Here is a 22586-nt window from a genome sequence, read left to right as displayed (position 1 = left end):
GCCACAGCCGCATCGAGCGGCACGGGGCGCAGACCCGAATCGAACACAACTCCCACTGTTCAAGCTGGAGTTCGAGCAGATCATACCTATTTGTGTGCCTCATGGCCCCGTTGGCCGTCTCTTGCCCCGAAACCCCCTGGGCACATGTCGGCTTCGGCCAAGATGGGCGGCCGAACCGCCCTACGCGACGCAAGGGACACCGCACATGACACTGACCGACATATCGCTGGACTGGCTGCTTCCGGGCGGCGTGTTGCTCGTGGGAGTCCTGGCGGCTGTGACGGTGGTCGCGCGCGGCAAGCGCATCGGCGAGAAGGCCGTGACCGACGACTCCTGGGAACGCAGCGAGGAACGCCGCCGCCGCAAGGAGGCGATCTACGGCATGGCCTCCTACCTGCTTCTCTTCTGCTGTGCCGCCGTCGCCGCGGCACTCTCCTTCCACGGCCTGGTCGGCTTCGGACGGCAGAACCTCAACCTGTCCGGCGGCTGGGAGTATCTGGTCCCGTTCGGGCTCGACGGCGCGGCGATGTTCTGCTCCGTCCTCGCCGTACGCGAAGCGAGCCACGGTGACGCGGCGCTCGGCTCACGGCTGCTGGTGTGGCTGTTCGCGGGCGCGGCAGCCTGGTTCAACTGGGTCCACGCACCACGCGGGTTCGGCCACGACGGAGCACCGCAGTTCTTCGCGGGCATGTCGCTCTCGGCCGCCGTGCTGTTCGACCGGGCGCTCAAGCAGACCCGCCGGGCGGCGCTGCGCGAGCAGGGTCTGGTGCCCCGCCCGCTGCCGCAGATCCGGATCGTACGGTGGCTGCGCGCGCCCCGGGAGACCTTCGCCGCCTGGTCGCTGATGCTGCTCGAGGGCATCCGCACCCTGGACGAGGCGGTCGACGAGGTACGCGAGGACCGGCGGGAGAAGCAGCGGAACCGGCTGCGCCGGCGCGACCACGAGAAGCTGAACCGCGCTCAGCTCAAGGCCTACAGCCGGCAGCACCGGGCCTGGGGGCTCGGCCGGGCCGACCGCCCCGCCGAACTGCCGGCCCTGGGCTCCGCGAACGGCGGCGGGCAGAGCGCGGCGCCGGCAGCGGAGCCTGCCATAGCCGACCCGGCGCCACCGCCACTGCCCGCTCCCGTTCCGGTGCGCTCCCGGCCCTCCCTGTCCGCGGTGCGGCCCCGCGGGGCCGAGCCCCTCACGGTGGACCTCACGGCGGAGGACGACACGCAGGCCCTGCCCCGCCTCGACTCCCTGGAGCGCAAACTCCAGGACCTTGAGCGGCAGTTCGGCTGATCCCGGAACACTGCCGAGAGGGCCGGCCCGAGACTCTCAGGCCGGCCCTCCGTGCAGCTCGAACCAGATCACTTTCCCCACACCATGGGTGGTGCGGACACCCCAGGCGTCCGCGAGACTCTCCACGAGGACCAGTCCCCTGCCGTGCGTACCGAGGTCGGCGGGCGGCACGTGCGGTGGCACCGGGAGCCCGGCCATGAAGTCCCGTACCTCCACATGAAGGGTGTCGGCGGCGACGGTGGCGGTGAACACCGCGCCCTGATCGGTATGGATCAGCGCATTGGTCACCAGCTCGCTCGCCAGCAGCTCCGCGACATCCGCCACATCCGACAGGGCGGCGTCGGTCTCGGGCTCCGCCGGATGTCGTACCAACAGGTCGCGTAATGCATGTCGGACTTCGGGTACAGCAGTGAGATCCCCGTTTCCCAGTCTGCGGTGCAGCCGGCCGTGCGATCCCCCGCGTCCCTGACGCTCAGTCATTTTCCCCCACTTACACGTCGGAACGAGTTGTTGCTTCGTTTGCGTTCACGGGGATGCATGCCCCGAGCGGGGAACACCACTCATGGGATCCGCCGAGAGGAATCGTGATGCATGACGACCGCATGCTGGTGGAAGGACGCCTGGAACGTGCCCTGCGCCAGTTCATCCGCCCGGCGCAATATGCGGCGCGGACCCCGCTCACCGTCGCTGCGTGGCACGCTCCCGGCGAGCCGGTACCCGTCGCCGAAGCGCTGAAAGGTTCGTACGAGCCGTTCGCGACCGGCACCGAATGGGGCGCCCCGTGGTCCACCAGCTGGTTCCGCCTGGAGGGGACGGTGCCGCAGGAGTGGGCGGGCCGGCGGGTGGAGGCGGTCATCGACCCCGGCTTCACCGGTGACGGGCCCGGATTCCAGGCCGAAGGACTGGTGTACGACGCCTCTGGGGTCCCGCTCAAGGGCATCCATCCACGCAACCGGCACATCCCCCTCGCAGCGCCCGCGGCAGGCGGCGAGCAGGTGCGCCTGCTGCTCGAGGCCGCGGCGAATCCGATCGTCCTGCGCGACTTCGAACCCACCCGCCTCGGCGACGTGCTGACTGCGGGCGACCGGCCGCTGTACCGGTTCGCGTCCGCGGATCTCGCCGTCCTCGACGAAAGCGTGTGGCATCTGGTCCTGGACATCGAGGTGCTCTCGGAGCTGATGCGGGAACTGCCCACGGACCGGTCGCGGCGGCACGAGATCCTGCGGGCCCTGGAGAACATGCTGGACGTCCTCGATCTGCACGATGTGGCGGGCACGGCGGCCGCGGCCCGCGCCGAGCTGGCCGGGACGCTGGCCCGGCCGGCCGTACCCAGTGCCCATCGCATCTCGGCGACAGGGCACGCGCACATCGACTCGGCCTGGCTGTGGCCGCTGCGTGAGACGGTCCGGAAGGCCTCGCGGACCTTCGCGAACGTCACCGCGCTCGCCGCCGACTACCCCGAGCTGGTTTTCTCCTGTTCGCAGGCGCAGCAGTACGCGTGGGTCAAGGAGCATCAGCCGCACATCTGGGAACGCATCAAGAAAGCGGTGCGGGAAGGACATTGGGCCCCGGTGGGCTCCATGTGGGTGGAGTCCGACGCCAATATGCCCGGCGGTGAGGCACTGGCCCGCCAGATCGTGCACGGCAAGCGCTTCTTCGCTCAGGAGCTGGGCGTCGACACGGAGGAGATCTGGCTGCCCGACTCCTTCGGCTACACCGCTGCCTTTCCGCAACTGGCCAGGCTGGCAGGGGTGAAATGGTTTCTGACGCAGAAGCTCTCCTGGAACCAGTTCAACAGGATGCCGCACCACACCTTCTGGTGGGAGGGCATCGACGGGACGCGGGTCTTCACCCATTTCCCGCCCGTGGACACGTACAACTCGCAGCTCCACGGCGCCGAACTCGCGCACGCGGAGCGCAATTTCGCCGACAAGGGCCGGGCAACGCGGTCCCTGGTGCCGTTCGGCTGGGGCGACGGCGGCGGGGGGCCGACCCGGGAGATGCTGGAGAAGGCGCGCAGGCTGCGGGACCTGGAGGGCTCTCCCCGGGTCACGATCGAGAGACCGCCGGCGTTCTTCGCGGCGGCCGAGGCGGAGTACGGGACGGCGGCGCCGGTGTGGTCCGGCGAGCTGTATCTGGAGCTGCACCGGGCGACCTACACCACACAGGCCAAGACCAAGCAGGGCAACCGCCGCAGCGAACATCTGCTGCGTGAGGCCGAGTTGTGGGCCACGGCGGCCGCTCTGCGCGTGCCGCGGTACGCCTACCCGTACGACGCCCTGGACCGGATCTGGAAGACGGTGCTGCTGCACCAGTTCCATGACATCCTGCCGGGCTCGTCGATCGCATGGGTGCACCGCGAGGCGCGGGACACGTACGAGGCGGTGCGCACGGATCTGGAAGAGCTGATCGCGGGGGCGCTGGCTGCGCTCGGCGACGGCGGTGATGCGGCACCTGCGGCGCTGAACGCGGCTCCGTGCGTCCGCCAGGAGCCGGTGGTGTTCGACGTGGACCAGGTACCGGACGGTGTCGTGACCCAGCCGCTGCCCGACGGGCGGGTGCTCGCGCCCGTCGTCGCACCCGCCCATGGCCCCGGCTCCTTCGGCGACTTCCGGCAGCAGCCGGTGACCGCGGTCGCCGACCCGGGGGCAGGCACGATCACGCTGGAGAACCACTGGGTCACGGCGGTCGTCGACGGCGACGGGCTGCTGTCGTCGGTGCGTGTGTCCGGACGCGAGGTGCTGATTCCCGGCAGCCGGGGCAATCTCCTCCAGCTGCACCCCGACCACCCGAACCAGTGGGACGCCTGGGACATCGACCGGCACTACCGCCGCAGCCACACCGACCTGACCGCCGCCGACTCGGTCGAACTCATCGAGGAGGGGCCGCACCGGGCCGCAGTGCGCGTCGTGCGGACCTTCGGCAGATCGCGGATCACCCAGGAGATCCGGCTCGAGTCGTACGCACGGCGCATCGCCGTCGCCACCGAGGTCGACTGGCAGGAATCCGAGAAGGTGCTCAAGGCCGCCTTCCCGCTCGAAATCCATGCCGAACGGTCCGCCGCCGAGATCCAGTTCGGCCATGTGCACCGGCCGACCCACGAGAACACCGGCTGGGACGCTGCCCGGTTCGAGATCTGCGCCCACCGCTGGCTCCGCGTCGCGGAGGCCGACTTCGGGGTCGCGGTGCTCAACGACTCGACCTACGGCCACGATGTGACCCGGACCCCGCACGAAGCGGGGCTCGGCACGACCGTACGGCTCACGCTTCTGCGCGCCCCGCACAGCCCGGACCCGGAGACAGATCTGGGCACCCACCGCTTCACCTACGCGCTGCTGCCCGGCAGCACCGTCACCGAGGCGGTACGGGGCGGCCTCGAGCTCAATCTGCCGCTGCGCGTGGCCTCGGTGCCGCAGGCCACGTCGCTGGTGCAGGTCGACGGCAACGCGCGCGTCATCGTCGAGTCGGTCAAGCTCGCCGAGGACCGCAGCGGAGATGTCGTCGTCCGGCTGTACGAGTCGGGCGGCGGGCGCGCCACCTGCACACTGCGGACGGGATTCCCCGTCCTGCGGGCGCAGGTCGTCGATCTGCTGGAACGGCCGCTGGAGAACGCCGAGTCCGGCGAGGAAGGACTTGCGCTGCGGCTGCGGCCGTTCCAGATCCTGACACTGCGCCTGACACCCGCTTGAGCGTTCGTGCCCAGGCCCTGACCCGCACCGCACCGCACCGCACCGCACCGCACCGCACCGGTCAGGGCTTCGGCACGTTGCGCAGGTTGGACCTGGCCATCTGGACCATCCTGCCCACCCCGCCGTCCAGCACGATCTTGCTGGCGGAGAGCGCGAAGCCGGTCACCATCTCGGCCCTGATCTTCGGCGGGATGGACAGCGCGTTCGGGTCGGTGACCACATCCACCAGCGCCGGACCCTTGTGCTTGAAGGCCTCCTTGAGCGCGCCCGCGAGCTGCTTGGGCTTCTCCACGCGTACGCCGAACGCTCCGGCGGCTCGTGCGACGGCCGCGAAGTCCGGGTTGTGGTTGGCGGTCCCGTACGGCTGCAGGCCCGCGACGAGCATCTCCAACTCGACCATGCTCAGAGACGAGTTGTTGAACAGCACGATCTTCACCGGCAGGTCGTACTGGACGAGCGTGAGGAAGTCGCCCATCAGCATGCTGAAGCCGCCGTCGCCGGACATGGAGACGACCTGGCGGCCGCGGTCGGTGAACTGCGCGCCGATGGCCTGCGGCAGGGCGTTCGCCATCGAGCCGTGGCTGAAGGAGCCGATGATCCGACGGCGGCCGTTCGGTGTGAGGTAGCGGGCCGCCCAGACGTTGTTCATCCCGGTGTCGACGGTGAACACCGCGTCATCGTCCGCGAGTTCGTCCAGGACCGAGGCGACGTATTCGGGGTGGACGGGGACGTGCTTCTCCACCTTGCGGGTGTAGGCCCTGATCACGCCCTCGAGCGCGTCTGCGTGCTTCTTCAGCATCTTGTCGAGGAAACGCCGGTCGGCCTTGGCGCGCACACGCGGGATGAGGCAGCGCAACGTCTCGCGTACATCGCCCCAGACCGCGAGGTCCAGTTTGGAGCGGCGCCCGAGGTGCTCGGGCCGGACGTCGATCTGGGCGATCTTGGCATCGTCGGGGAGGAAGGCGTTGTACGGGAAGTCCGTGCCCAGCAGGATCAGCAGGTCGCACTGGTTGGTGGCCTCGTAGGCGGCGCCGTAGCCGAGCAGGCCGCTCATGCCGACGTCGTAGGGATTGGAGTACTGGATCCACTCCTTGCCGCGGAGCGCATGTCCGACCGGTGACTTGATGCGCTCCGCGAACTGCATGACCTCGGCATGCGCGCCGGCCGTGCCACTGCCGCAGAACAGGGTGACGCGGTCGGCCTCGTCGATCATGGCGACGAGTCTGTCGATCTCTGCGTCACCCGGACGGACGGTGGGACGGGTGGTCACCAGGGCGTGCTCGATCGACTTCTCGGGGGCCGGCCGGGAGGCGATGTCGCCGGGCAGCGAGACCACGCTGACGCCGCCCCGGCCGATGGCGTGCTGGATCGCGGTCTGGAGCAGGCGGGGCATCTGGCTCGGGTGGGAGATCAGCTCGCTGTAGTGGCTGCACTCGCGGAACAGCTGGTCCGGGTGGGTCTCCTGGAAGTAGCCGAGGCCGATCTCGGATGAGGGGATGTGGGAGGCGAGGGCGAGTACGGGCGCCATGGAACGGTGTGCGTCGTACAGGCCGTTGATCAGGTGGAGATTGCCCGGACCGCAGGAGCCGGCACAGGCGGCGAGTTTCCCGGTGAGCTGGGCCTCGGCGCCGGCCGCGAAGGCGGCGGCCTCCTCGTGGCGGACGTGGATCCAGTCGATGGCGGGGTTGCGGCGGACGGCGTCGACGACCGGGTTGAGGCTGTCGCCGACGACTCCGTACAAACGCTCGACGCCCGCGCGGACGAGGATGTCGACGAACTGCTCCGCCACATTCTGCTTGGCCATGGGAGGCGCACCCTTCTGCCGGCTTCGTCGGCCTGAAGGTCCATCAACCCATGGCCGGAGCCCTTACGCCTCCCAGACGGCCACCGCTGTACGGTCGTCGGCGTACCCCTTCACTCTCAGCTGTGTGTCGGCGAGGAATGCCGCCATCCCCGGCGCTTCGGGGCTGCGCCAGCGTGCGGCGAGCTCCTTCGCGAGGGCGGGCTCGCCCCGGATGGGGTCGGCGAGGCCGGTGCTGCACAGCAGGAGAGTGTCGCCCGGGCGGGCCACGGAGGCCCGGAAACGGAACGGTTCGGCGGGCGGCGGGGGCGGCGTCTCGACGTACGGCGACGGGGGCGTGGGGATGCCCAGGTCCATCGTGAGCCGGTCCCCCTCCGGACTCTCGGACGGGGCGTCGCCCGCGCGCGGGGAGCCGTAGCCGACCACAGGGGCGCCGGTGACGGCGTCGGGCTCGGGGATCAGGGGCTCTATGTCCTGCCAGGCGCCGTCGCGGAGGCGGAACAGCCCGCCGCCGCCGACGCCGAAGAAGACGCGGGTGCGGCAGTCGGGGTCCGCGGACAGCAGGAGGCAGCGGATGTTCGCGGTGTACTCCTCCGGCTCCACCCCCAGCTCGGCGGCGCGGGCCCGGAGCTTGCCGTAGCTGCGGTCCACCAGGCGGTGCAGCCCCGACTTGAGGTTGCCCCGGCGGCCGGCCTTGATGTCCTCGACGAGCCGGGCGTGACTGCGGCCGACAGCCCCGCCGACCAGGCGGCAGGCGTCGGACGCGGCGAGATGGGCGCCCTCGGCGGCCCGTGCCCCTGCGGCGACGACGACCAGGACGAGCCCGTCCGGCCCGTCGCCGAAGCGGGCGGTGAGCAGGGCGTCGCGGCGGGGCTCGCCCCGGAAGCGTGCCGAGTCCCCCCGGACGGATGCGGCCCGGAGCGTGTACGACCCGTACCGGGCCCCGTCGAGCACAGTGTCGGCAACGAGCTCGCCCAGAGCGTCCGGCTGGGCGGCCGGCAGCGCGGCGGGCTCGGAATCGTGGGTGGGCGGCCCGCCCCCGACCACCCCGGCGACAGGCCGCAGCGGGGTCTCGGGCCCAGCCGAGCGCGGGTCGGCCACGGGGTCGGGCTCGGCCCGCGTCTGCGCGGGTACGTACACCCGCCCGGGCGGGGGTGGTGACGTGTCGCCCGGCTCCGACGGCTGCACGCGCGACGCGGACGCCTCGTCAGGAAGGTCGCCCTGCCCCGGAGGTGCCGCCTCGGCGCGCACGCCGTCCGGCCGTCCGGACTGCCCCGGCCGGTCTGGCCCGGCCGGGCCGGGGGCGCCGGGCGGCCGCGCGGGCGGAACAGCCGGCTGCCGCGCGGACGGGGCGTCGCCCGTGGCGCCCGGCGTAGACGGCGGAAGCCCGTCCGGTTCGCTCGTGCCGTGCGGCGTGCCGGTCACGGGTGACTCCCACCAGGCCGGCCGGCTGCCCGAACCGCCTGCCGGCCGCTCGGCGGACGGCCCGTCACCTGCGGCACCGGGCCCGCCGGGCCGCGGCACCGTCGGCCGGTCCGCAGCCCCGGCCGGCCCGGTCGGACGCGGAACGGACGACCCGTCGTCCGACGCACCGGACGGGTGCGGCACCTGTGTCCCCGCGTGCCCGGACGCGTCCGGGGCAAGCACTTCCCACCACGAGGTGGGCCGGGGCGGCGGAGGTGGGGGCGGGCCCCCTGGGGACACCGTGCCGGCCGCGGAGTCGAAGCGGTCGTCGAGTGTGTCGTCCGACGACCGCGCCGGGCCCGTGTCCGGGGCCGGACCGTCGTACAGCCGTGCCCACCAGTCGTCCTCGGCGGGCGGCCTCTCCCCCTGCTCGCTCATGCCCCCATTGTCCACCGCAGGGGGCATCCGAAAACTGGGCATCCGGAAAAAGACATGTGTGCCAAGAGGTCCGCCGGGCGGCCCAACCCCCCACGGGAAGGCAGCCCGGCGGACCGGAATCGTGGTCAGCGGCTCACCGCACCGCGTAAGCGTCGACCACGAGCTGGGTGACGGAGTTGCCGCGCGCGTCCGTCAGTTCGGTCTTCAGGGTGACCGGCCTGCCCGCCGCGTCCGCGTGGTTCACGGTCGCGGTCCAGGCGTCGTCGCCCTGCCGCTGCGTGACCGCTTCGGTCCACGTCTCGCCGCCGTCGTACGAGTACGACACCTTCGCGGCGGTCAGGGCAGCGGCCTCGTAGCCCGCGTGCCCGCTCGCGCTCAGTGCGATCCGCTGACCGTCCTTCGCCGCGACGGTCTTGAGGCCGTCCTCGGGCAGGCGGTACGCGGGGAAGAGCAGCGGGATGCCCTGCGAGTACACGTTCTCGTCGAGCTTCGAGCGGAACGTCCAGGTCGTCTGCACCTGCGTGGAGCGCTTCCAGACAGCGGCCGGCTGGCCGACCTTCATGGTGGTCTGCGTCAGCTCGTACTCGGCCTCCTCCGCCGGGACCTCGAAGACCCCGAACGGGTAGGGGCTGTTGCCGATCTCCTCACCGTTGCGTGTGAGGCGCAGATTGCCGATGTCGCCGAACGACCCGGCCATGCCCGCGTGGTCGCTGTCGCCCCAGAACGCGGTGGCGGCGCCGATGAGGTTGCCCTGCCGTTCGGCGGCCAGCGCCTGCTTGCCCGAGGCGTCGCGGGGTGCGACGGGCGTGATGACACCGCCGTACCAGGTCTCCTCACCGACCCTGCCGGCCCGGTAGGTACGCGCCGGGTCGATCATGAACTCGCCCCAGGGGAAGCTGGACGAGACGTAGTGGTCGAAACTCGTGTCCCCGGCCGTGTAGTACTCGGTGCGGGTGCCGGGCGCGGGCACGAGGTCGGCGATGCCGAGCGAGGCGCCGGTGCCGGTCGGCCGGTAGGCGACGACGCTGTCGATGTAGTCGGTCTTCACTCCCATCGCGTGGTACATGGCCTCGTTCCGGCCGAGCTTGTTGTCGTGCACCCGGTAGGTGCGGTGGGAGGTGACCGGGCCGTCCTCGGTGAAGCCCAGGTTGTAGACGAACGGGCTCTTGGCGGTGGCCTTCCAGCGCAGGGTGACCGGGCCGGCCGCGAGACGTTCGAGCAGGGACGCTGCCTCGGCGGCCTCGATGCCGAGCACCGGGTGCGGTGCCGATCCGAAGCCGGTGGCCGGCAGCCAGCGGCCGGGGGCGGTGCGGTGGACGATGACGGCGAGGGCGCCGGCGGCCTTGGCGTTGCGTGCCACGGTGGTCGCCACAGTGCTCTCGTCCGGCAGCCGGACCAGGGCGAACCTGCCCTTGACACCGGCCTCTTCGAGTTCGGCCGGACTGCCGCCTCCCGCGTTCACGACCTCGGCCTCGCCGGTGCCGTCGAGGTTCACGGAACCCACGCTCGCGGCCAGCGGGTGGAGGTCGCCGCCCGGGGAGGCCGAGAGCCTCTCGATCAGCGGCGCGTAGGCGCGCCAGTAGCTGCCGAACTCGAACTCGCCGTCGCGGGCGCGGCCTTGGACGTCCGCGTAGAAGCCGGTGGCCAGACGCGAGCCGGTGATGGATCCGGCGTGCAGCCAGGTGTCGTCCCAGCTGCGGGCGAAGGCGAGCGTGGTCGTGCGGCTCTCGGACGCGCGGTCGGTGTTGATGCGCAGGCGGTGCGCCTTGCGCGCGTCGAGTACCACCGTGGTGTCCTTCGTCAACTCGAACTGGGGACGCCCCAGATAGCTGACGGTGCCGTCGGGCGAGGTGATGAAGGAGGACAGGAGGTACGAGCCGGGCCGCAGCGTGTACACCTGGTCCGCCGCGCCGCTGTTGAAACGGCGCTCGCCGCTCGCGATGTCGGTGCTCACGACATCCAGCGAGGACGATCCTGCCGCCGGGTCGCCGCCGCGGTCGAGAAGCTTGACGCGCAGGGTGACGGTCTCGGGCTGCACGTACAGCGAGAACGGGGTGGAGACGCTGACGCCGCCGCGCGCGGTGGCGACGACGCGGCCGGTGACGTCGCCGTACTGGGAGCGCTCGATGCGGGCCGACGGGTCCAGGGTCAGCGGGACCTTGACCGTCGCCCCTGCCGGGACGGTGACGGAGCCGTCGCCGAGGCGGGCGACGGCGGAGCGGACGCGGGAGCCGTCGTTGCCGGTGACCGAGCGGACGGCGAGGTCGAGCGTGACGGGCTTGTCGCCGCTGTTCGTGTACGGGATCTCGACACTGGTGCGGTCGCTGCCGTCCTGCGGCCAGTTGAACGTGCCGCCCTGGACCGCGGGGGCGCCGGTCACGGTGGCATCGACGGCCGCCTTGACGTCCAGCCGTCCGGCGCCGGTCTCGCGTACGTCGCCGGGCACGGAACTCTTCGCCGACGACACGAGCGCGGCCTTGATCTGCTGCCCGCTCCAGTCGGGGTGGCGCTGCTTGACGACGGCGGCGGCGCCCGCGACATGCGGGGCGGCCATCGAGGTGCCGGACATCGCCTGGTACGCGTACACGCCCCGGCCGCCCGCGGCGGCCGCCGAGATGGCGACGCCTGGCGCGGCGATCTCGGGCTTGAGGGTGTGCGAGGCACGGACCGGGCCGCGGCTGGAGAACTGCGCGGTGGAGTCGTCGCGGTCCGTGGCGCCGACGGTCAGGACGCTCGGGGCGCAGCCGGGCGAGGAGACGGTGTTCAGCGTCGGCCCGGAGTTGCCGGCCGAGACGACGAACAGCGTGCCCTCGGTCCGGGACAGTTGCTCGGCGGCAACGCTCATGGGGTCGGTGCAGTCGGTCGGTGCGGTGCTGCCGAGGCTCATGGAGACGACGTCGGCCTTCTGGTCGACGGCCCACTGCATACCGGCGATGATCCAGGACTCGGCGCCGCTGCCGTAGTCGTTGAGGACCTTGCCGCTGATCAGCTCCGCGCCCGGCGCGACGCCCTTCTTCCTCCCGTCACTTGCCGCTCCGGAGCCCCCCACGGTGGAGATGGTGTGGGTGCCGTGGCCATGGCGGTCGGTGGTGCTGTCGGAGTCGGTGAAGTTCTCGGCCGCGGCGACGCGGCCCTTGAGGTCGGGGTGCTCGGCGTCCACTCCGGTGTCGAGGACGGCGACCTTGGTGCCCTTGCCGTCGAATCCGGCGGCCCAGGCGAGGTCGGCGCCGACCTGCTTGGTGGAACGCTCCAGTGTGGCCTCGACCTTGCGGTCCAGCCACAACTTCTTCAGTCCTGCCGCCGACCGGGAGCGGGTGCCCGTGACATCGGCCCAGAAGTCGGCCGCCTGCTTCTTGTCGGTCGTGAGCGCGACGCCGTTGACGGCGTCGAGGACAAGTCTCTTGTCCGCACCGCGCGGTGTGGCGGGCGCGGAGCGGGCGGCAGCCGCGGTGTAGGTCGCGATGAGCGGCAGGGAGGTGGTGTGCGCATCGTCGTAGCCCTGGCGGATCAGGCCGGTGACGTTGAACAGTTCCTCGTCGACGCGGCCGGAGACGAGGGCGTCGACGGCCTGCTCGGGGTACACGTACAGGTCGTCGCCGGCACGGCGGGTCTGCACCAGCGCGGAGGTGCCGTCCTCACGCGGCAGCACGGCGGCCGACGGCGTACCGGAACGGTCGCGGCTGACGGCGACCCGGTCACCGGTGATCAGGGTGACCGTCGCCGGCGGCTCGCTGTGCCGGGTCGCGGCCTCGCTGCCGACCAATGGTCTTTTCCCGGTCGTGTCGTCGTGCGGCCCTGCGGCCACCGACGGCGCGACCGCCGTGACGGCCAGGACGGCGGCTGTCGCCGCCCCCAACGCCGTACGCGAAATCGGACGCATCGCTCTCCCCATCTGAATCCGGCCGGAAAAGGGCACAAGGGCCCTATGGCCGAAGGCTGTTGGTGCTGCGGTGGCGCCACCTTGGCAGAGGGACGGTTGGTACAGGGATGATGTACGCGGCGGGTTTACGCCGTGGCCACTTTCCGCCACGGCGGCCCATACATGCACGTCCGGGAGGGGTCACGGTGCTGGCAGCGATTGGGCTCGACGAGAAACAGGAGTCGGCGTACCGCGCGTTGGTCGCGCTGGGCGCGGCCGAGGTGGGCGATCTGGCACACCGGCTGGCACTGCCGGAGCCGGACACGGAACGTGCCCTGCGCCGGCTGGAGCAGCACGGGCTCGCAGCGCAGTCGTCGGCGCGCACCGGGCGCTGGGTGGCCGCGCCTCCGGGCGTGGCGCTGGGTGCGCTGCTCAACCAGCAGCGGCACGAACTGGAGCAGGCGGAGCTGGCGGCGGCTCTGCTGGCGCAGGAGTACCGGGTGGAGTCGGACGAGCCCGCGGTGCACGACCTGGTGGAGGTGGTGACGGGGGCGAGTGCCGTCGCGCACCGCTTCGTGCAGTTGCAGCTGGGCGCGACGGAGGAGGTGTGCGCACTGGTGACCGGCAAGCCGATCGCCGTCACCGGCATGGACAACGAGGCGGAGGAGAAGGCGGCCACCCGCGGGGTGACGTACCGGGTCGTCATCGAGCGCGAGGTGCTGGCGCCGCCGGACGGCATCACCGAAGTGAGCGCGGCTCTGGGCCGGGACGAGCAGGTCCGGGTGGTGGACCGGGTGCCGACAAAGCTCGTCATCGCCGACCGGGTGCTCGCGATGGTGCCCCTGAACCGCCGCGGCGCCGAACCCGCGGCCCTGGTCGTCCATGCGAGCGGGCTGCTTGAGTCGCTGACGGGGCTGTTCGAGTCGGTGTGGCGCGATGCTGTGCCGCTGCGCCTCGGCGGGCGCGGCGAGGTCAGCGAGCAGGACAGCGCCGGGCCCGATGCCACGGATCTCGAGGTCCTGTCGCTGTTGCTCGCCGGGATGACGGACGCGGCCGTCGCCAAGCAGCTGGACCTGGGGCTGCGGACCGTGCAGCGCCGGGTGAAGGGGCTGATGGAGCTCACCGGAGTGTCGACCCGGCTGCAGCTCGGCTGGCATGCGTACGCGAAGGGCTGGGTGGCTCGCGACCTGCAGGAACGCCCCTGAATTGCGTGATTCGCGACCTGCGTGAACGCTCCTGATCCTGCACCCTTGGCAGATGGGCGTGTGGCAGCTGCTGATGGTGGGCGGGGTGATGCTGCTGGGTCTTCTAGGGGTGCTGGTCCCGGGTGTGCCGGGGCCCTGGCTGGTGTGGGCAGCGATGCTGTGGTGGTCGCTGCATGTGAAGACCGGTCTCGCCTGGGCGCTGCTGGTGGGCTCGACCGGGGTACTGCTGCTCACCCAGGTCGTGGTGTGGCTGCTGCCGCCACGCCGGCTGCGTGGTGTGGGCATCACCCGCCGGATGGCCGTATTCGCGGGCGCGGGCGCGCTGCTGGGCTTCTTCCTGGTGCCGGTGGTGGGGGCGGTACCGGGATTCGTCGGGGGGATCTACGGCTCCGAGCGCATCCGTCTGGGCGGCCACGGCCCGGCGAAGGCGGCCACACGGGCAGTGATGCGGGCCGCGGGGACGAGTGTGCTGGTAGAGCTCTTCGCGTGTCTGCTGGTGGTGGGGGCGTGGATGGGCGCGGTGATGTGGGGCTGAGTCCCGAGGTCGAGTCCCGCCCGCCGAGCCTGGCCCCGACATCCTGACCTGTGCATACGCCATGTCACGCTCGCCGGCCCGGTCGGAGGTCCTAGGCCGTGGCTCGGACCGTGAGCCGATGCGGAGGGCGGCGTACCCGTGTGAGGCTGCCTGTATGGCGGAATTCAGCGCAGCCGAGCGCACGTATCTCTCCTCCCAGCGACTGGGGCGGCTGGCGACGGTCGATCCGGGCGGCCAGCCACAGGCGAACCCGGTCGGCTTCTTCCCGCAGCCGGACGGGACCATCCTGATCGGCGGCTACGCCCTCGCCACGACGAAGAAATGGCGCAACCTCAAGGCCAACCCGAAGGTCGCCCTCGTGGTGGACGACATCCTGAGCATCCGTCCGTGGAAGGTGCGCGGCGTCGAGATCCGCGGCGAGGCGGAGCTGCTGACGGGCCCGCACGACCTGGGCCCGCACTTCAGTGACGAGCTGATCCGTATCCACCCCGGGAAGATCTACAGCTGGGGTCTGGAGTGACCGGCTCCGTGTGCGGCCCGCACGGGGGTCGGGTCGCACACGGAGCCGGCCGGGGGTGTCAGCGGACGCGTCCGCGCTTGGCCTGCATGGCGGCACGGCCCTCGGCGCCCCGCAGTTTCCAGCCGCGCAGGACCTCTGCGCGCAGCCGGGCGTCCGTCTTGGCGACGATCCGCTGGTTCTCGCGCAGCAACTTGCGGTAGCTGTCCAGACGGCGTTCCGGCAGGGACCCGTCCTGGATGGCCTCCAGGACCGCGCAGCCGGGTTCCGCCTCATGGGCGCAGTCGTGGAAGCGGCAGCCCTCGGCGAGCTCCTCGATCTCCGAGAAGACCTGGCCCACACCCGCTTCCGCGTCCCACAGGCCGACGCCGCGCAGCCCCGGGGTGTCGATCAGCACACCACCACCGGGCAGCACGAGCAGATTGCGCGTCGTGGTGGTGTGCCGGCCCTTGCCGTCGACGTCGCGGGCGGCCTGCACCTCCATCACGTCCTCGCCCAACAGGGCGTTGGCGAGCGTGGACTTGCCGGCACCGGAGGCCCCGAGCAGCACACTGGCGCCGTCGCAGAGCATCGCGCTGAGCACGTCGATGCCTTCTCCGGTCGTGGAGCTGACCGGCAGCACCTGCACTCCGGGCGCGGTCGTCTCCACGTCCTGGACGAGGTAGGACAGCCCGGTGGCGTCGGGGACGAGGTCGCACTTGGTGAGCACGACGAGGGGCTGGGCGCCGCTCGCCCAGGAACGTGCCGACGTGTGCAACAGCGCATCACCGCTGGAGCTCGACATCGCGAGGGCGAGGAACCGCTCGATGCGCCCGAGGTCGAGTTCGACCGCGAGCGACACACAGATGACGATGTGGTCGATGTTGGTGGCCAGCACCTGGCCCTCGGAACGCTTGGACGACGTCGACCGCACGAAGGCAGTGCGGCGCGGCAGCAGCGTCCGCACATACCGCGGATCGCCGCCTTCAGGGTCGACAGCGACCCAGTCCCCCGTGCACACGACTTTCATCGGGTCACGGGGCACAACGAACTCGGTATCGGCACGGACGATCCCTGCCGGGGTGACGACATCGCACTGACCACGGTCGACACGTACGACACGGCCGGGCAGCAGACCCTGCGCCGCGTACGGGGCGAACTCGGCCTCCCAGCCCTCGTCCCAACCATAGGGAGTGAGGGGATGCGAGGAGGACGAGGACGAACCCATGAGAGAAGAGGAAGACAAGGGTGACCCTTCACAAGGGTGGCCCCGGCTCCGCGCTCGACGGCGCGGATGAAGAGAGAGGTCAGCCGGAGGCCACGGAGGTGGACTGGATGAACTTCCGGATGCGGGCAGCGCCCATCTCGACGACAGCCATCGGTCACACCTCCTGGTCTTGCTCAGCCGGCGACGGCGGCCGACCGGCCGCCAGGGGAACGAAGCAAACCTTAGCCTCAGGCTTCAGCCGGACGCCAACGGTTTTTGTGCCCAGAAGCGCGGCGGCTCCTCACCCGCCGCGAAGGACCGTCACACGGCCTGCGGCACCGACTCGTTGCACCGCGTTCTTCACTGCGGCGGCCTTCGGTACGCCATGAACGCCGGGCCTCTTGCCGACGCCCCCTGCTCCTGCGGCGCGCGGCTGCGTGGCTCAGACCGATGAAGCCGCACGCCCCTGCCGAAATCCGGGCTCGATACGATGTCCGGCGTGTGCGCAAACATCGTGGTCGCCGAAGACGACCCGAAACAGGCCGAACTGGTGCGCCGCTATCTGGAGCACGAGGGACACACGGTCACGGTCGTCGAGGACGGCCGGACGACTCTTGACGAGGTGCGGTACGAGGAACCCGACCTTCTCGTTCTCGATGTGATGATGCCCCGCGCCGACGGCCTCGACGTGGTGCGGATTCTGCGCGCCGAGTGCCGGGAGGTGCCGGTGCTCATGCTGACGGCCCGCAGTACCGAGGATGATCTGCTGCTCGGCCTGGATCTCGGCGCTGACGACTACATGACCAAGCCGTTCAGCCCACGTGAACTGATGGCCCGGGTACGCACGCTGCTGCGCCGTAACCGGCGTTCCGCCGGCCCCGCCACCGGCGCCGCGCCCGCCGACGGGGACGAGGCGGCGTCGGTCGGCACGCTCAGGGTCGATCCGGCCAGGCACGAGGTGTCGGTCGAAGGGACGCCGGTCATATGCACACCCGGCGAGTTCCGTATCCTCGCCGCGATGGCGGCCGAGCCCGACCGGGTTTTCACCAGGCAACGGCTCCTGGAGGAGCTGCACGGCTTCGACAAGTACATCAGCGGCCGCACCGTCGATGTGCACATCATGAATCTACGCAAGAAGATAGAGCGCGCCCCGCGGCGGCCGACCCGGCTGCTCACCGTTTTCGGTGTCGGCTACAAGCTGACGGACCCCGCCAAGAACGTGCGCCGTGCGTCGTCGTGACGAGCGGGCGCGCCTGCCGCTCCGCAAGAGCCTGCGCGGCCAGCTGCTGACCGTGTCGGCGCTGGTGGCCTCGTGCTCGGTCGCCGCCACCGCCTGGCTCGCCGTGCAAACGACCTCTGGTGCGATCCGCGAGGAGCAGGGGCAGGATCTCGGTACAGACGCGAAGATCTACAACACTTTGCTGGGTTACGCGGCCACCCACCCTGGCTGGGAGGGCGTCGACGGCACCGCGCGAGAACTGGCCCGGCAGTCCCACCGCCGGATCGTGCTGACCACCCAGGACCGGCGGCCGCTCTTCGACTCCTCCAAGAGCGCCGCGTCTGCCGCTCCGTTGCCCCCGCAGGCCTCGGCGGTGGTCGACCCGCTGTCGGTCGACACCGTGCTGGTGCCCGATGCCGCGTCTGCCGGCGCGGACCGCATCGACCCACGCGCTGTAGGGCCTTTCCTGCTGCCTGCGAAGGAACGTGCGGCGCTGCGGGAGGCCACCGCCTCGAGCGTGGAGTGTCTCAGCCTGGCGGGCATCGCCTCGGACATCGTCGAGAGCCCGAGCGGGCGGCCCCGTGTCCAGTTCGTCAGCAACGAAACCGACCGCCCCATGGAACTGAAGTGTCTGACGGCCTTCTCGGTCGGCCCCACCCCGACCGAGGAGGAGGCCCTCCGCGCACTCAACCGACTGGCCGACGCCTGCCTGAAGCGGCAGGGCCGCAAGGGCGTGAAACTGGACCTGGACCTGTCCTGGGAACGGGGATACGGGCAGAAAGGCACGGGCATCGGCCAACCGGCCGTGCTCCCTGTGCCCGAGAGCGGCATCCCCGAGGAGACGGCGGGCGAGCAGCAAGCGGCCGCGGATGAAGCAGCCCTGGCAGGAGCGGACAAGGAGAAAGCGGCTGCGCTGGGCAGGCTCAGCGAGCGTCCCCCCGAGGCCCGCAGCAGCGGGGACGACCGGGCCGTAGCCGCCTGCGTCGCCAGCGCCCGCCGCGAACAGCTCATCGCCCATGTCGCCGCGCCCGCACTGCTGTTCATCGACGGCCCCGGCACCGTCGCCGCGCCCGGTTTCGATCTCTCACCGGCCAACAAGGCACGCATCGCCGGGGTCACGGCCCTGGTCCTCGCCCTCACCATCGGCGCATCGGTGATCGCCGGAGCCCGGCTCGTACGCCCGTTGCACGCACTCACCGGCGCCGCTCAGCGGATGCGGGACGGCTTGGACTCCGCGCCCGTACCCGTCGGCTCGGACAACGAGATCGGACGGCTGGCGGCGGCCTTCAACGACATGGCCGCGCACCGGGCCCGGCTCGAGGAGCAGCGCAAGGTGATGGTCAGCGACGTCGCCCACGAGTTGCGTACTCCGCTGAGCAATATCCGCGGCTGGCTGGAAGCGGCGGAAGACGGTCTGGCCGAGCCGGACCCGGCGTTCGTCTCCTCGCTCCTCGAGGAGGCGGTGCAGCTTCAGCACCTCATCAACGATCTGCAGGACCTCGGGGCGGCCGACGCGGGCGCACTGCGGCTGCACCTGGAGCCGGTACGCGTCGACGACCTGCTCGGCCAGGTCGCCGCGGCACACCAGTTTCTGGCCGACACCGCAGGCGTCACCCTGGCAGTCTCCGAGGCGCCGCCCGGCACCCCTCGTCCGCCGCTGCTCGACGCCGACCCCGTACGGCTGCGCCAGGCCGTCAGCAACCTGCTCTCCAACGCGGTACGCCACACACCGCCCGGTGGCAGCGTGACGCTGCGCTCGTACGTCACCGATTCCGGAGACGGCGTGACCGTGGAGGTGTCCGACACCGGCAGCGGGATCCCGGCGGGTGACGTCCCGCACGTGTTCGACCGCTTCTGGCGGGCGGAGAAGTCCCGCAACCGGAGTACCGGCGGCAGCGGCCTGGGCCTGGCGATCGTCCTCAAGCTCGCCGAGGCCCACGGTGGCACGGCGAACGTGGTGAGCACCGAGGGACAGGGCTCGGTCTTCACCCTGTGGCTGCCGACCGCGCCAGGCGAAGGTACGGCGGGGCGGCCCGGCTGTGGTTCGGCGTAGAGGACAGACGGAGGGCAGGCCCCGCGAAGCGGCGGACGGCACGGATCCGGCAGCTCCACGGACCGGAGGAGATCCAGGAGACCGAGGAGACCACCGCCCGGCCCTTATGCGATGACCATGACGTCCTGACAGATTCTTGACAAGTGGTCGCCAGGGTTGGCCCATGCCCGGAACCTGGTGCGGCTCGGCAACCAGGTACCACCAAGGCCGGGCTGGAACTGGAGCCATACATGTCCCGCCATCTCACCCTGCGTTTCGCCGTTCTGACCGCCGCCGCGACCGGCGCGATGCTCGTCCCGGCCGCCGCGGCCGTCGCCTCGGACGGAACTTCGGCACCGGTCGCGGCCGCGTCGGCGACCCCCTCCCCCAAGGAGGAGAAGGAGACCAAGGAGACCGAGGCCGCCGAGAAGGAGAAGGAGGCCGCAGCCGAGAAGGCCAAGATCGCCGAGAAGGAGGCCGCTGCCGAGAAGGCAGGGAAGCTCCCGCGGGGCGGCGTCGACGCAGGCGAAGCCCCGGCCGGAGACACCGGCATCACCACCCTCGCCGGTTCGGTCACCGGCGCTCTGCTGCTCGCGGGGGCCGGCACCTTCGTCCTGCGCCGCCGCTCCGCCGAGCGACACGACGGCTGACCCGGGCACAACATCTCTGACCCGGCACAACGGTGGCGCCGCCCTTCGCCGGGCGGCGCCACGCGTGTTCCCCAGTCCTGCTCTGGAGCCCGCTTTGCCCCCTGCACACCATCCGGTACGGCGCTTCGGCACCCGGTCGGCCCTCGCCCTGCTCGCGCTCCTCACCGTGCTCACCGGCTGCTCGTCCGCCCCCGACCCATCTGGCCCGGCTGCCTCTGCCGCAGTCGGCACTCCCCCGGAGGTCAAGCAGCGCGCGGCCCCCGCCAAGGTCGTCATCCCCTCGATCGGGGTCACCAGTTCCCTGATGGAGCTCGGTCTCAACACGGACGGAACCGTCGAGGTCCCGCCGGCCGAGAAGGGCATGACAGCCGGCTGGTACACCGGCGGTCCCGTGCCCGGTGAAGCCGGTGCCGCCGTCATCATCGGCCACAACGACACCCGATTCGGCAAAGCCGTCTTCCACGACCTCAAGAAGATCGCCAGGGGCGCGGACATCACCGTCACCAACGACCGTGGAGAGTCGGTGCACTTCACCGTCACGGGCACCGAGAGCGTCAGCAAGAACTCCTTCCCCACCGAGAAGGTCTACGGCCCGACCGAGGACCACGCCCTGCGGCTGATCACCTGCGACGGCGACTTCGATGCCCAGGGTCACCCGGTGAACAACCTCATCGTCTACGCGACGCTGGACTGACGCCCTGTGGGCGCCTGGCTCGAGCCCTGGGCCACCGAGCCGGCGCCGGCATGGCCCGTATGTTTCGGAGTGCCCGTCAGCCGCGGGGCGAAGGCCGCCTGTTCACCATGCGATTGCGTCATGCACGTCCTGATCGGCACGGCGCGGCGGCCGCAACGCTACCCGGGGCAAATGACCCCACACCGGCGAACGAGACGGCCTGGACCACTTCTCGAGGTCACTTCGGCTGCCGACGGGCCTGCTTCACCTCGCGGGCGATTGCCCAGGCGTCCGCCACCGGGCCCACGTGTCCGAGCTTGTCGGGGTTGATCACCGAGCGGATCGTCTGGATCTGCCCGTCGAGTACATCGAGCGCCAAGGTCTGGAGCACCTTGCCGTCCCGGGCGTGGAGGATCGCGCCCGGCTGACCGTTGACCTCGTGCGGCTCGAACGTCACGCCGATCCGGCATATCCGGGGGAAGACGGAGGCAAGGAGCCGGGCCACGTTCTCGGCGCCGATGACGGTCCTGGCAAGCTGCGGGGCCTTTCCGCCGCCGTCTCCGACCAGCTGCACATCGGCGGCCAGCAGTTCCTGCAGCCCGCCCATGTCGCCGTCCTTCAGCGCGTCGAAGAACCGCGTGGCCAGCTCCTGCCGCTCCTGCCGGTCCGCTTCGAACCGCGGCCGCCCGGCCTCCATGTGCCGCCGCGCCCGCACCAGCAGCTGCCGGCACGCCGCCTCGGACCGCCCCACCGCCGCGGCGATGTCGTCGAACCCGAATCCGAACACCTCCCGCAGCACAAACACCGCCCGCTCCAGCGGGCTGAGCCGCTCCAGCAGCAGCAGCGCCGCCATCGACACCGAGTCGGCCAGCTCCACCGACCGCGCCGGATCCTGATACGGATCACTCAGCAGCGGCTCGGGAAACCACGGGCCCACATACTCCTCCCGCCGCACCCGCGCGGAGCGCAGCACATCGATCGAGATCCGCGTCACCGCGGCCGACAGAAAAGCCTTGGTCGACGTGGGCCGGGTCGCCGAGCCGTCGAAGCGCAGCCACGTCTCCTGCACCGCATCCTCGGCCTCACCCACACTGCCCAGAATCCGATAGGCGATCGAAAACAGCAGCGGCCGCAGCTCCTCGAACTCCTCGATCTTGCTCACACCGACTCCCCTCCCCCTGACGCCCTCCCGTGCCGTACTCGCCGGCGCAGGCGTCTTCCGTGATCATCCGGCCCACCGGCAGGCCGGAGTAGCGCCGCGAGTCCGGGGGCTCGGAGCCCGCAGTCGGGCCCCGAGCCAGTGTCTGATGCCGTTCAGTGGAACTGCCCGGGCTCGTAGTTGCCGGCCGGCTGCTGGGCGATGATGTTCAGCCGGTTTGCCATGTTCATGAAGGAGACCAGGACCACCAGGGCGGTGAGCTGCTCCTCGTCAAAGTGCTTGGCGGCAGACGCCCACACCTCGTCGCTGACCCCACTTGCCGCATCCGCGACCCGGGTCCCCTCCTCCGCCACCTCCAGCGCGGCACGCTCGGCCCCGGTGAAGACCGTGGCCTCCCGCCAGGCCGCCACCAGGTTCAGCCGCACCGATGTCTCGCCGGCCGCGGCGGCCTCTTTGGTGTGCATGTCGATGCAGACGGCGCAGCCGTTGATCTGACTTACGCGAAGCGCCACCAGCTCCTGCGTGGCCGTCGGCAGAGGCGAGTCCTTGAGCGTCCTGCCCGCCGACATGAAGTACTTGAGGGCCTTGCCGGCGGTCGGGCTGGCGAAGTAGTTCAGTCGCGCGTCCATGGTGTGCTCCTCTGCGGTCGTCAGTGGCTACACCCCCTGAGACGGGGTAGCCCGACCCCCTGTGACATGGACGAATGTGACCTGCGTCTCCCCACCGTCGGCGCACGTCAGGATGAGGACGTCTCGAACTCGAGGCCGGCCGTCTCGGATCCGGCGGGCTCAACCGGGGTCGTCCGACGGCACCGAGATCCGAGCGCGCAGGAGGCGCTCGCCACCCTCCCGGGGGCGGCGGCACAGGTGTGCGCCGGGCAGGTCAGGCTGCCGAGGCCGAGACCGAGGCGGCCGAGGGCGAAGTGGCCGCGGAGGCC

Annotated in this window: 16 protein-coding genes; 9 read left to right on the top strand and 7 right to left on the bottom strand. The window is 71.0% G+C overall.

All coding sequences use genetic code 11. The annotated features are described in order from the left end of the window. Nucleotides 1-205: 205 nt before the first annotated feature. Nucleotides 206-1282 carry a DUF2637 domain-containing protein gene (locus tag ABZ208_RS34845; protein ID WP_356913445.1) on the top strand — a complete coding sequence of 359 codons (1077 nt, stop codon included), beginning with the start codon at nucleotides 206-208 and terminating at the stop codon, nucleotides 1280-1282. Between the two features lie 36 nt (nucleotides 1283-1318). Here ABZ208_RS34845 and ABZ208_RS34840 read toward each other — a convergent pair whose 3' ends face one another. Next, nucleotides 1319-1762 carry an ATP-binding protein gene (locus ABZ208_RS34840; RefSeq protein WP_356913444.1) on the bottom strand — a complete coding sequence of 148 codons (444 nt, stop codon included), beginning with the start codon at nucleotides 1760-1762 and terminating at the stop codon, nucleotides 1319-1321. A gap of 107 nt (nucleotides 1763-1869) precedes the next feature. Here ABZ208_RS34840 and ABZ208_RS34835 point away from each other — a divergent pair, with 107 nt between their 5' ends. After that, nucleotides 1870-4971 (top strand): glycoside hydrolase family 38 C-terminal domain-containing protein, encoded by a 3102-nt coding sequence (locus tag ABZ208_RS34835; protein WP_356913443.1) that lies wholly within the window; start codon nucleotides 1870-1872, stop codon nucleotides 4969-4971. Between the two features lie 61 nt (nucleotides 4972-5032). Here ABZ208_RS34835 and ABZ208_RS34830 read toward each other — a convergent pair whose 3' ends face one another. The 3 genes from ABZ208_RS34830 to ABZ208_RS34820 all read right to left on the bottom strand — a co-directional run bounded on the left by ABZ208_RS34830 (nucleotide 5033) and on the right by ABZ208_RS34820 (nucleotide 12494). Further along, on the bottom strand, nucleotides 5033-6775 hold the full coding sequence (locus tag ABZ208_RS34830) for a pyruvate dehydrogenase (protein WP_356913442.1): 1743 nt from the start codon (nucleotides 6773-6775) through the stop codon (nucleotides 5033-5035). 63 nt (nucleotides 6776-6838) lie between these two features. Next, the gene (locus tag ABZ208_RS34825; RefSeq protein ID WP_356913441.1) at nucleotides 6839-8614 is read right to left on the bottom strand and encodes a protein phosphatase 2C domain-containing protein; all 1776 of its coding nucleotides are present in this window, start codon (nucleotides 8612-8614) and stop codon (nucleotides 6839-6841) included. 133 nt (nucleotides 8615-8747) lie between these two features. Then, nucleotides 8748-12494, bottom strand: coding sequence for a S8 family serine peptidase (locus ABZ208_RS34820; protein WP_356913440.1), 3747 nt, complete (start codon nucleotides 12492-12494; stop codon nucleotides 8748-8750). A 185-nt stretch (nucleotides 12495-12679) separates the two neighbouring features. Here ABZ208_RS34820 and ABZ208_RS34815 point away from each other — a divergent pair, with 185 nt between their 5' ends. The 3 genes from ABZ208_RS34815 to ABZ208_RS34805 all read left to right on the top strand — a co-directional run bounded on the left by ABZ208_RS34815 (nucleotide 12680) and on the right by ABZ208_RS34805 (nucleotide 14733). Then, nucleotides 12680-13678, top strand: coding sequence for a helix-turn-helix domain-containing protein (locus ABZ208_RS34815; RefSeq protein WP_356913439.1), 999 nt, complete (start codon nucleotides 12680-12682; stop codon nucleotides 13676-13678). A 52-nt stretch (nucleotides 13679-13730) separates the two neighbouring features. Continuing rightward, nucleotides 13731-14213 carry a DUF456 domain-containing protein gene (locus ABZ208_RS34810; RefSeq protein ID WP_356913438.1) on the top strand — a complete coding sequence of 161 codons (483 nt, stop codon included), beginning with the start codon at nucleotides 13731-13733 and terminating at the stop codon, nucleotides 14211-14213. A gap of 154 nt (nucleotides 14214-14367) precedes the next feature. Next, the gene (locus ABZ208_RS34805; protein WP_356913437.1) at nucleotides 14368-14733 is read left to right on the top strand and encodes a PPOX class F420-dependent oxidoreductase; all 366 of its coding nucleotides are present in this window, start codon (nucleotides 14368-14370) and stop codon (nucleotides 14731-14733) included. A gap of 58 nt (nucleotides 14734-14791) precedes the next feature. Here ABZ208_RS34805 and rsgA read toward each other — a convergent pair whose 3' ends face one another. Beyond that, a complete protein-coding gene (rsgA, locus tag ABZ208_RS34800) occupies nucleotides 14792-15937 on the bottom strand; it encodes a ribosome small subunit-dependent GTPase A (protein ID WP_356913436.1) in 1146 nt (381 codons plus the stop codon). A gap of 478 nt (nucleotides 15938-16415) precedes the next feature. Here rsgA and ABZ208_RS34795 point away from each other — a divergent pair, with 478 nt between their 5' ends. The 4 genes from ABZ208_RS34795 to ABZ208_RS34780 all read left to right on the top strand — a co-directional run bounded on the left by ABZ208_RS34795 (nucleotide 16416) and on the right by ABZ208_RS34780 (nucleotide 20511). Continuing rightward, nucleotides 16416-17156, top strand: a complete 741-nt coding sequence (locus tag ABZ208_RS34795; protein WP_356913435.1) for a response regulator transcription factor — start codon at nucleotides 16416-16418, stop codon at nucleotides 17154-17156. Continuing rightward, the gene (locus tag ABZ208_RS34790; protein ID WP_356913434.1) at nucleotides 17143-19188 is read left to right on the top strand and encodes a HAMP domain-containing sensor histidine kinase; all 2046 of its coding nucleotides are present in this window, start codon (nucleotides 17143-17145) and stop codon (nucleotides 19186-19188) included. Before ABZ208_RS34795 ends, ABZ208_RS34790 begins: the two co-directional genes overlap by 14 nt. A gap of 230 nt (nucleotides 19189-19418) precedes the next feature. Next, entirely contained in the window at nucleotides 19419-19817 is a 399-nt protein-coding gene (locus ABZ208_RS34785; RefSeq protein ID WP_356913433.1) for a hypothetical protein, read from the top strand. Between the two features lie 94 nt (nucleotides 19818-19911). Then, nucleotides 19912-20511 carry a class F sortase gene (locus ABZ208_RS34780; protein WP_356913432.1) on the top strand — a complete coding sequence of 200 codons (600 nt, stop codon included), beginning with the start codon at nucleotides 19912-19914 and terminating at the stop codon, nucleotides 20509-20511. A 217-nt stretch (nucleotides 20512-20728) separates the two neighbouring features. Here ABZ208_RS34780 and ABZ208_RS34775 read toward each other — a convergent pair whose 3' ends face one another. Then, nucleotides 20729-21652, bottom strand: coding sequence for an RNA polymerase sigma-70 factor (locus ABZ208_RS34775; RefSeq protein WP_356913431.1), 924 nt, complete (start codon nucleotides 21650-21652; stop codon nucleotides 20729-20731). Nucleotides 21653-21804: 152 nt separating this feature from the next. Continuing rightward, complete coding sequence (locus ABZ208_RS34770; protein WP_356913430.1) at nucleotides 21805-22278, bottom strand: carboxymuconolactone decarboxylase family protein; 474 nt, start codon at nucleotides 22276-22278, stop codon at nucleotides 21805-21807. Nucleotides 22279-22586: the final 308 nt, after the last annotated feature.

The sequence above is a fragment of the Streptomyces sp. NPDC006208 genome, from assembly GCF_040613775.1.
Lineage (GTDB): Bacteria > Actinomycetota > Actinomycetes > Streptomycetales > Streptomycetaceae > Streptomyces.
This window is presented reverse-complemented; position numbering and strand designations above follow the sequence as displayed.

Coding starts and splice junctions, on each gene's coding strand:
- ABZ208_RS34845 (WP_356913445.1), top strand. CDS start 206: ATGACACTGACCGACATATCGCTGGACTGGCTGCTTCCGGGCGGCGTG.
- ABZ208_RS34840 (WP_356913444.1), bottom strand. CDS start 1,762: ATGACTGAGCGTCAGGGACGCGGGGGATCGCACGGCCGGCTGCACCGC.
- ABZ208_RS34835 (WP_356913443.1), top strand. CDS start 1,870: ATGCATGACGACCGCATGCTGGTGGAAGGACGCCTGGAACGTGCCCTG.
- ABZ208_RS34830 (WP_356913442.1), bottom strand. CDS start 6,775: ATGGCCAAGCAGAATGTGGCGGAGCAGTTCGTCGACATCCTCGTCCGC.
- ABZ208_RS34825 (WP_356913441.1), bottom strand. CDS start 8,614: ATGAGCGAGCAGGGGGAGAGGCCGCCCGCCGAGGACGACTGGTGGGCA.
- ABZ208_RS34820 (WP_356913440.1), bottom strand. CDS start 12,494: ATGCGTCCGATTTCGCGTACGGCGTTGGGGGCGGCGACAGCCGCCGTC.
- ABZ208_RS34810 (WP_356913438.1), top strand. CDS start 13,731: ATGGGCGTGTGGCAGCTGCTGATGGTGGGCGGGGTGATGCTGCTGGGT.
- ABZ208_RS34805 (WP_356913437.1), top strand. CDS start 14,368: ATGGCGGAATTCAGCGCAGCCGAGCGCACGTATCTCTCCTCCCAGCGA.
- rsgA (WP_356913436.1), bottom strand. CDS start 15,937: ATGGGTTCGTCCTCGTCCTCCTCGCATCCCCTCACTCCCTATGGTTGG.
- ABZ208_RS34785 (WP_356913433.1), top strand. CDS start 19,419: ATGTCCCGCCATCTCACCCTGCGTTTCGCCGTTCTGACCGCCGCCGCG.
- ABZ208_RS34770 (WP_356913430.1), bottom strand. CDS start 22,278: ATGGACGCGCGACTGAACTACTTCGCCAGCCCGACCGCCGGCAAGGCC.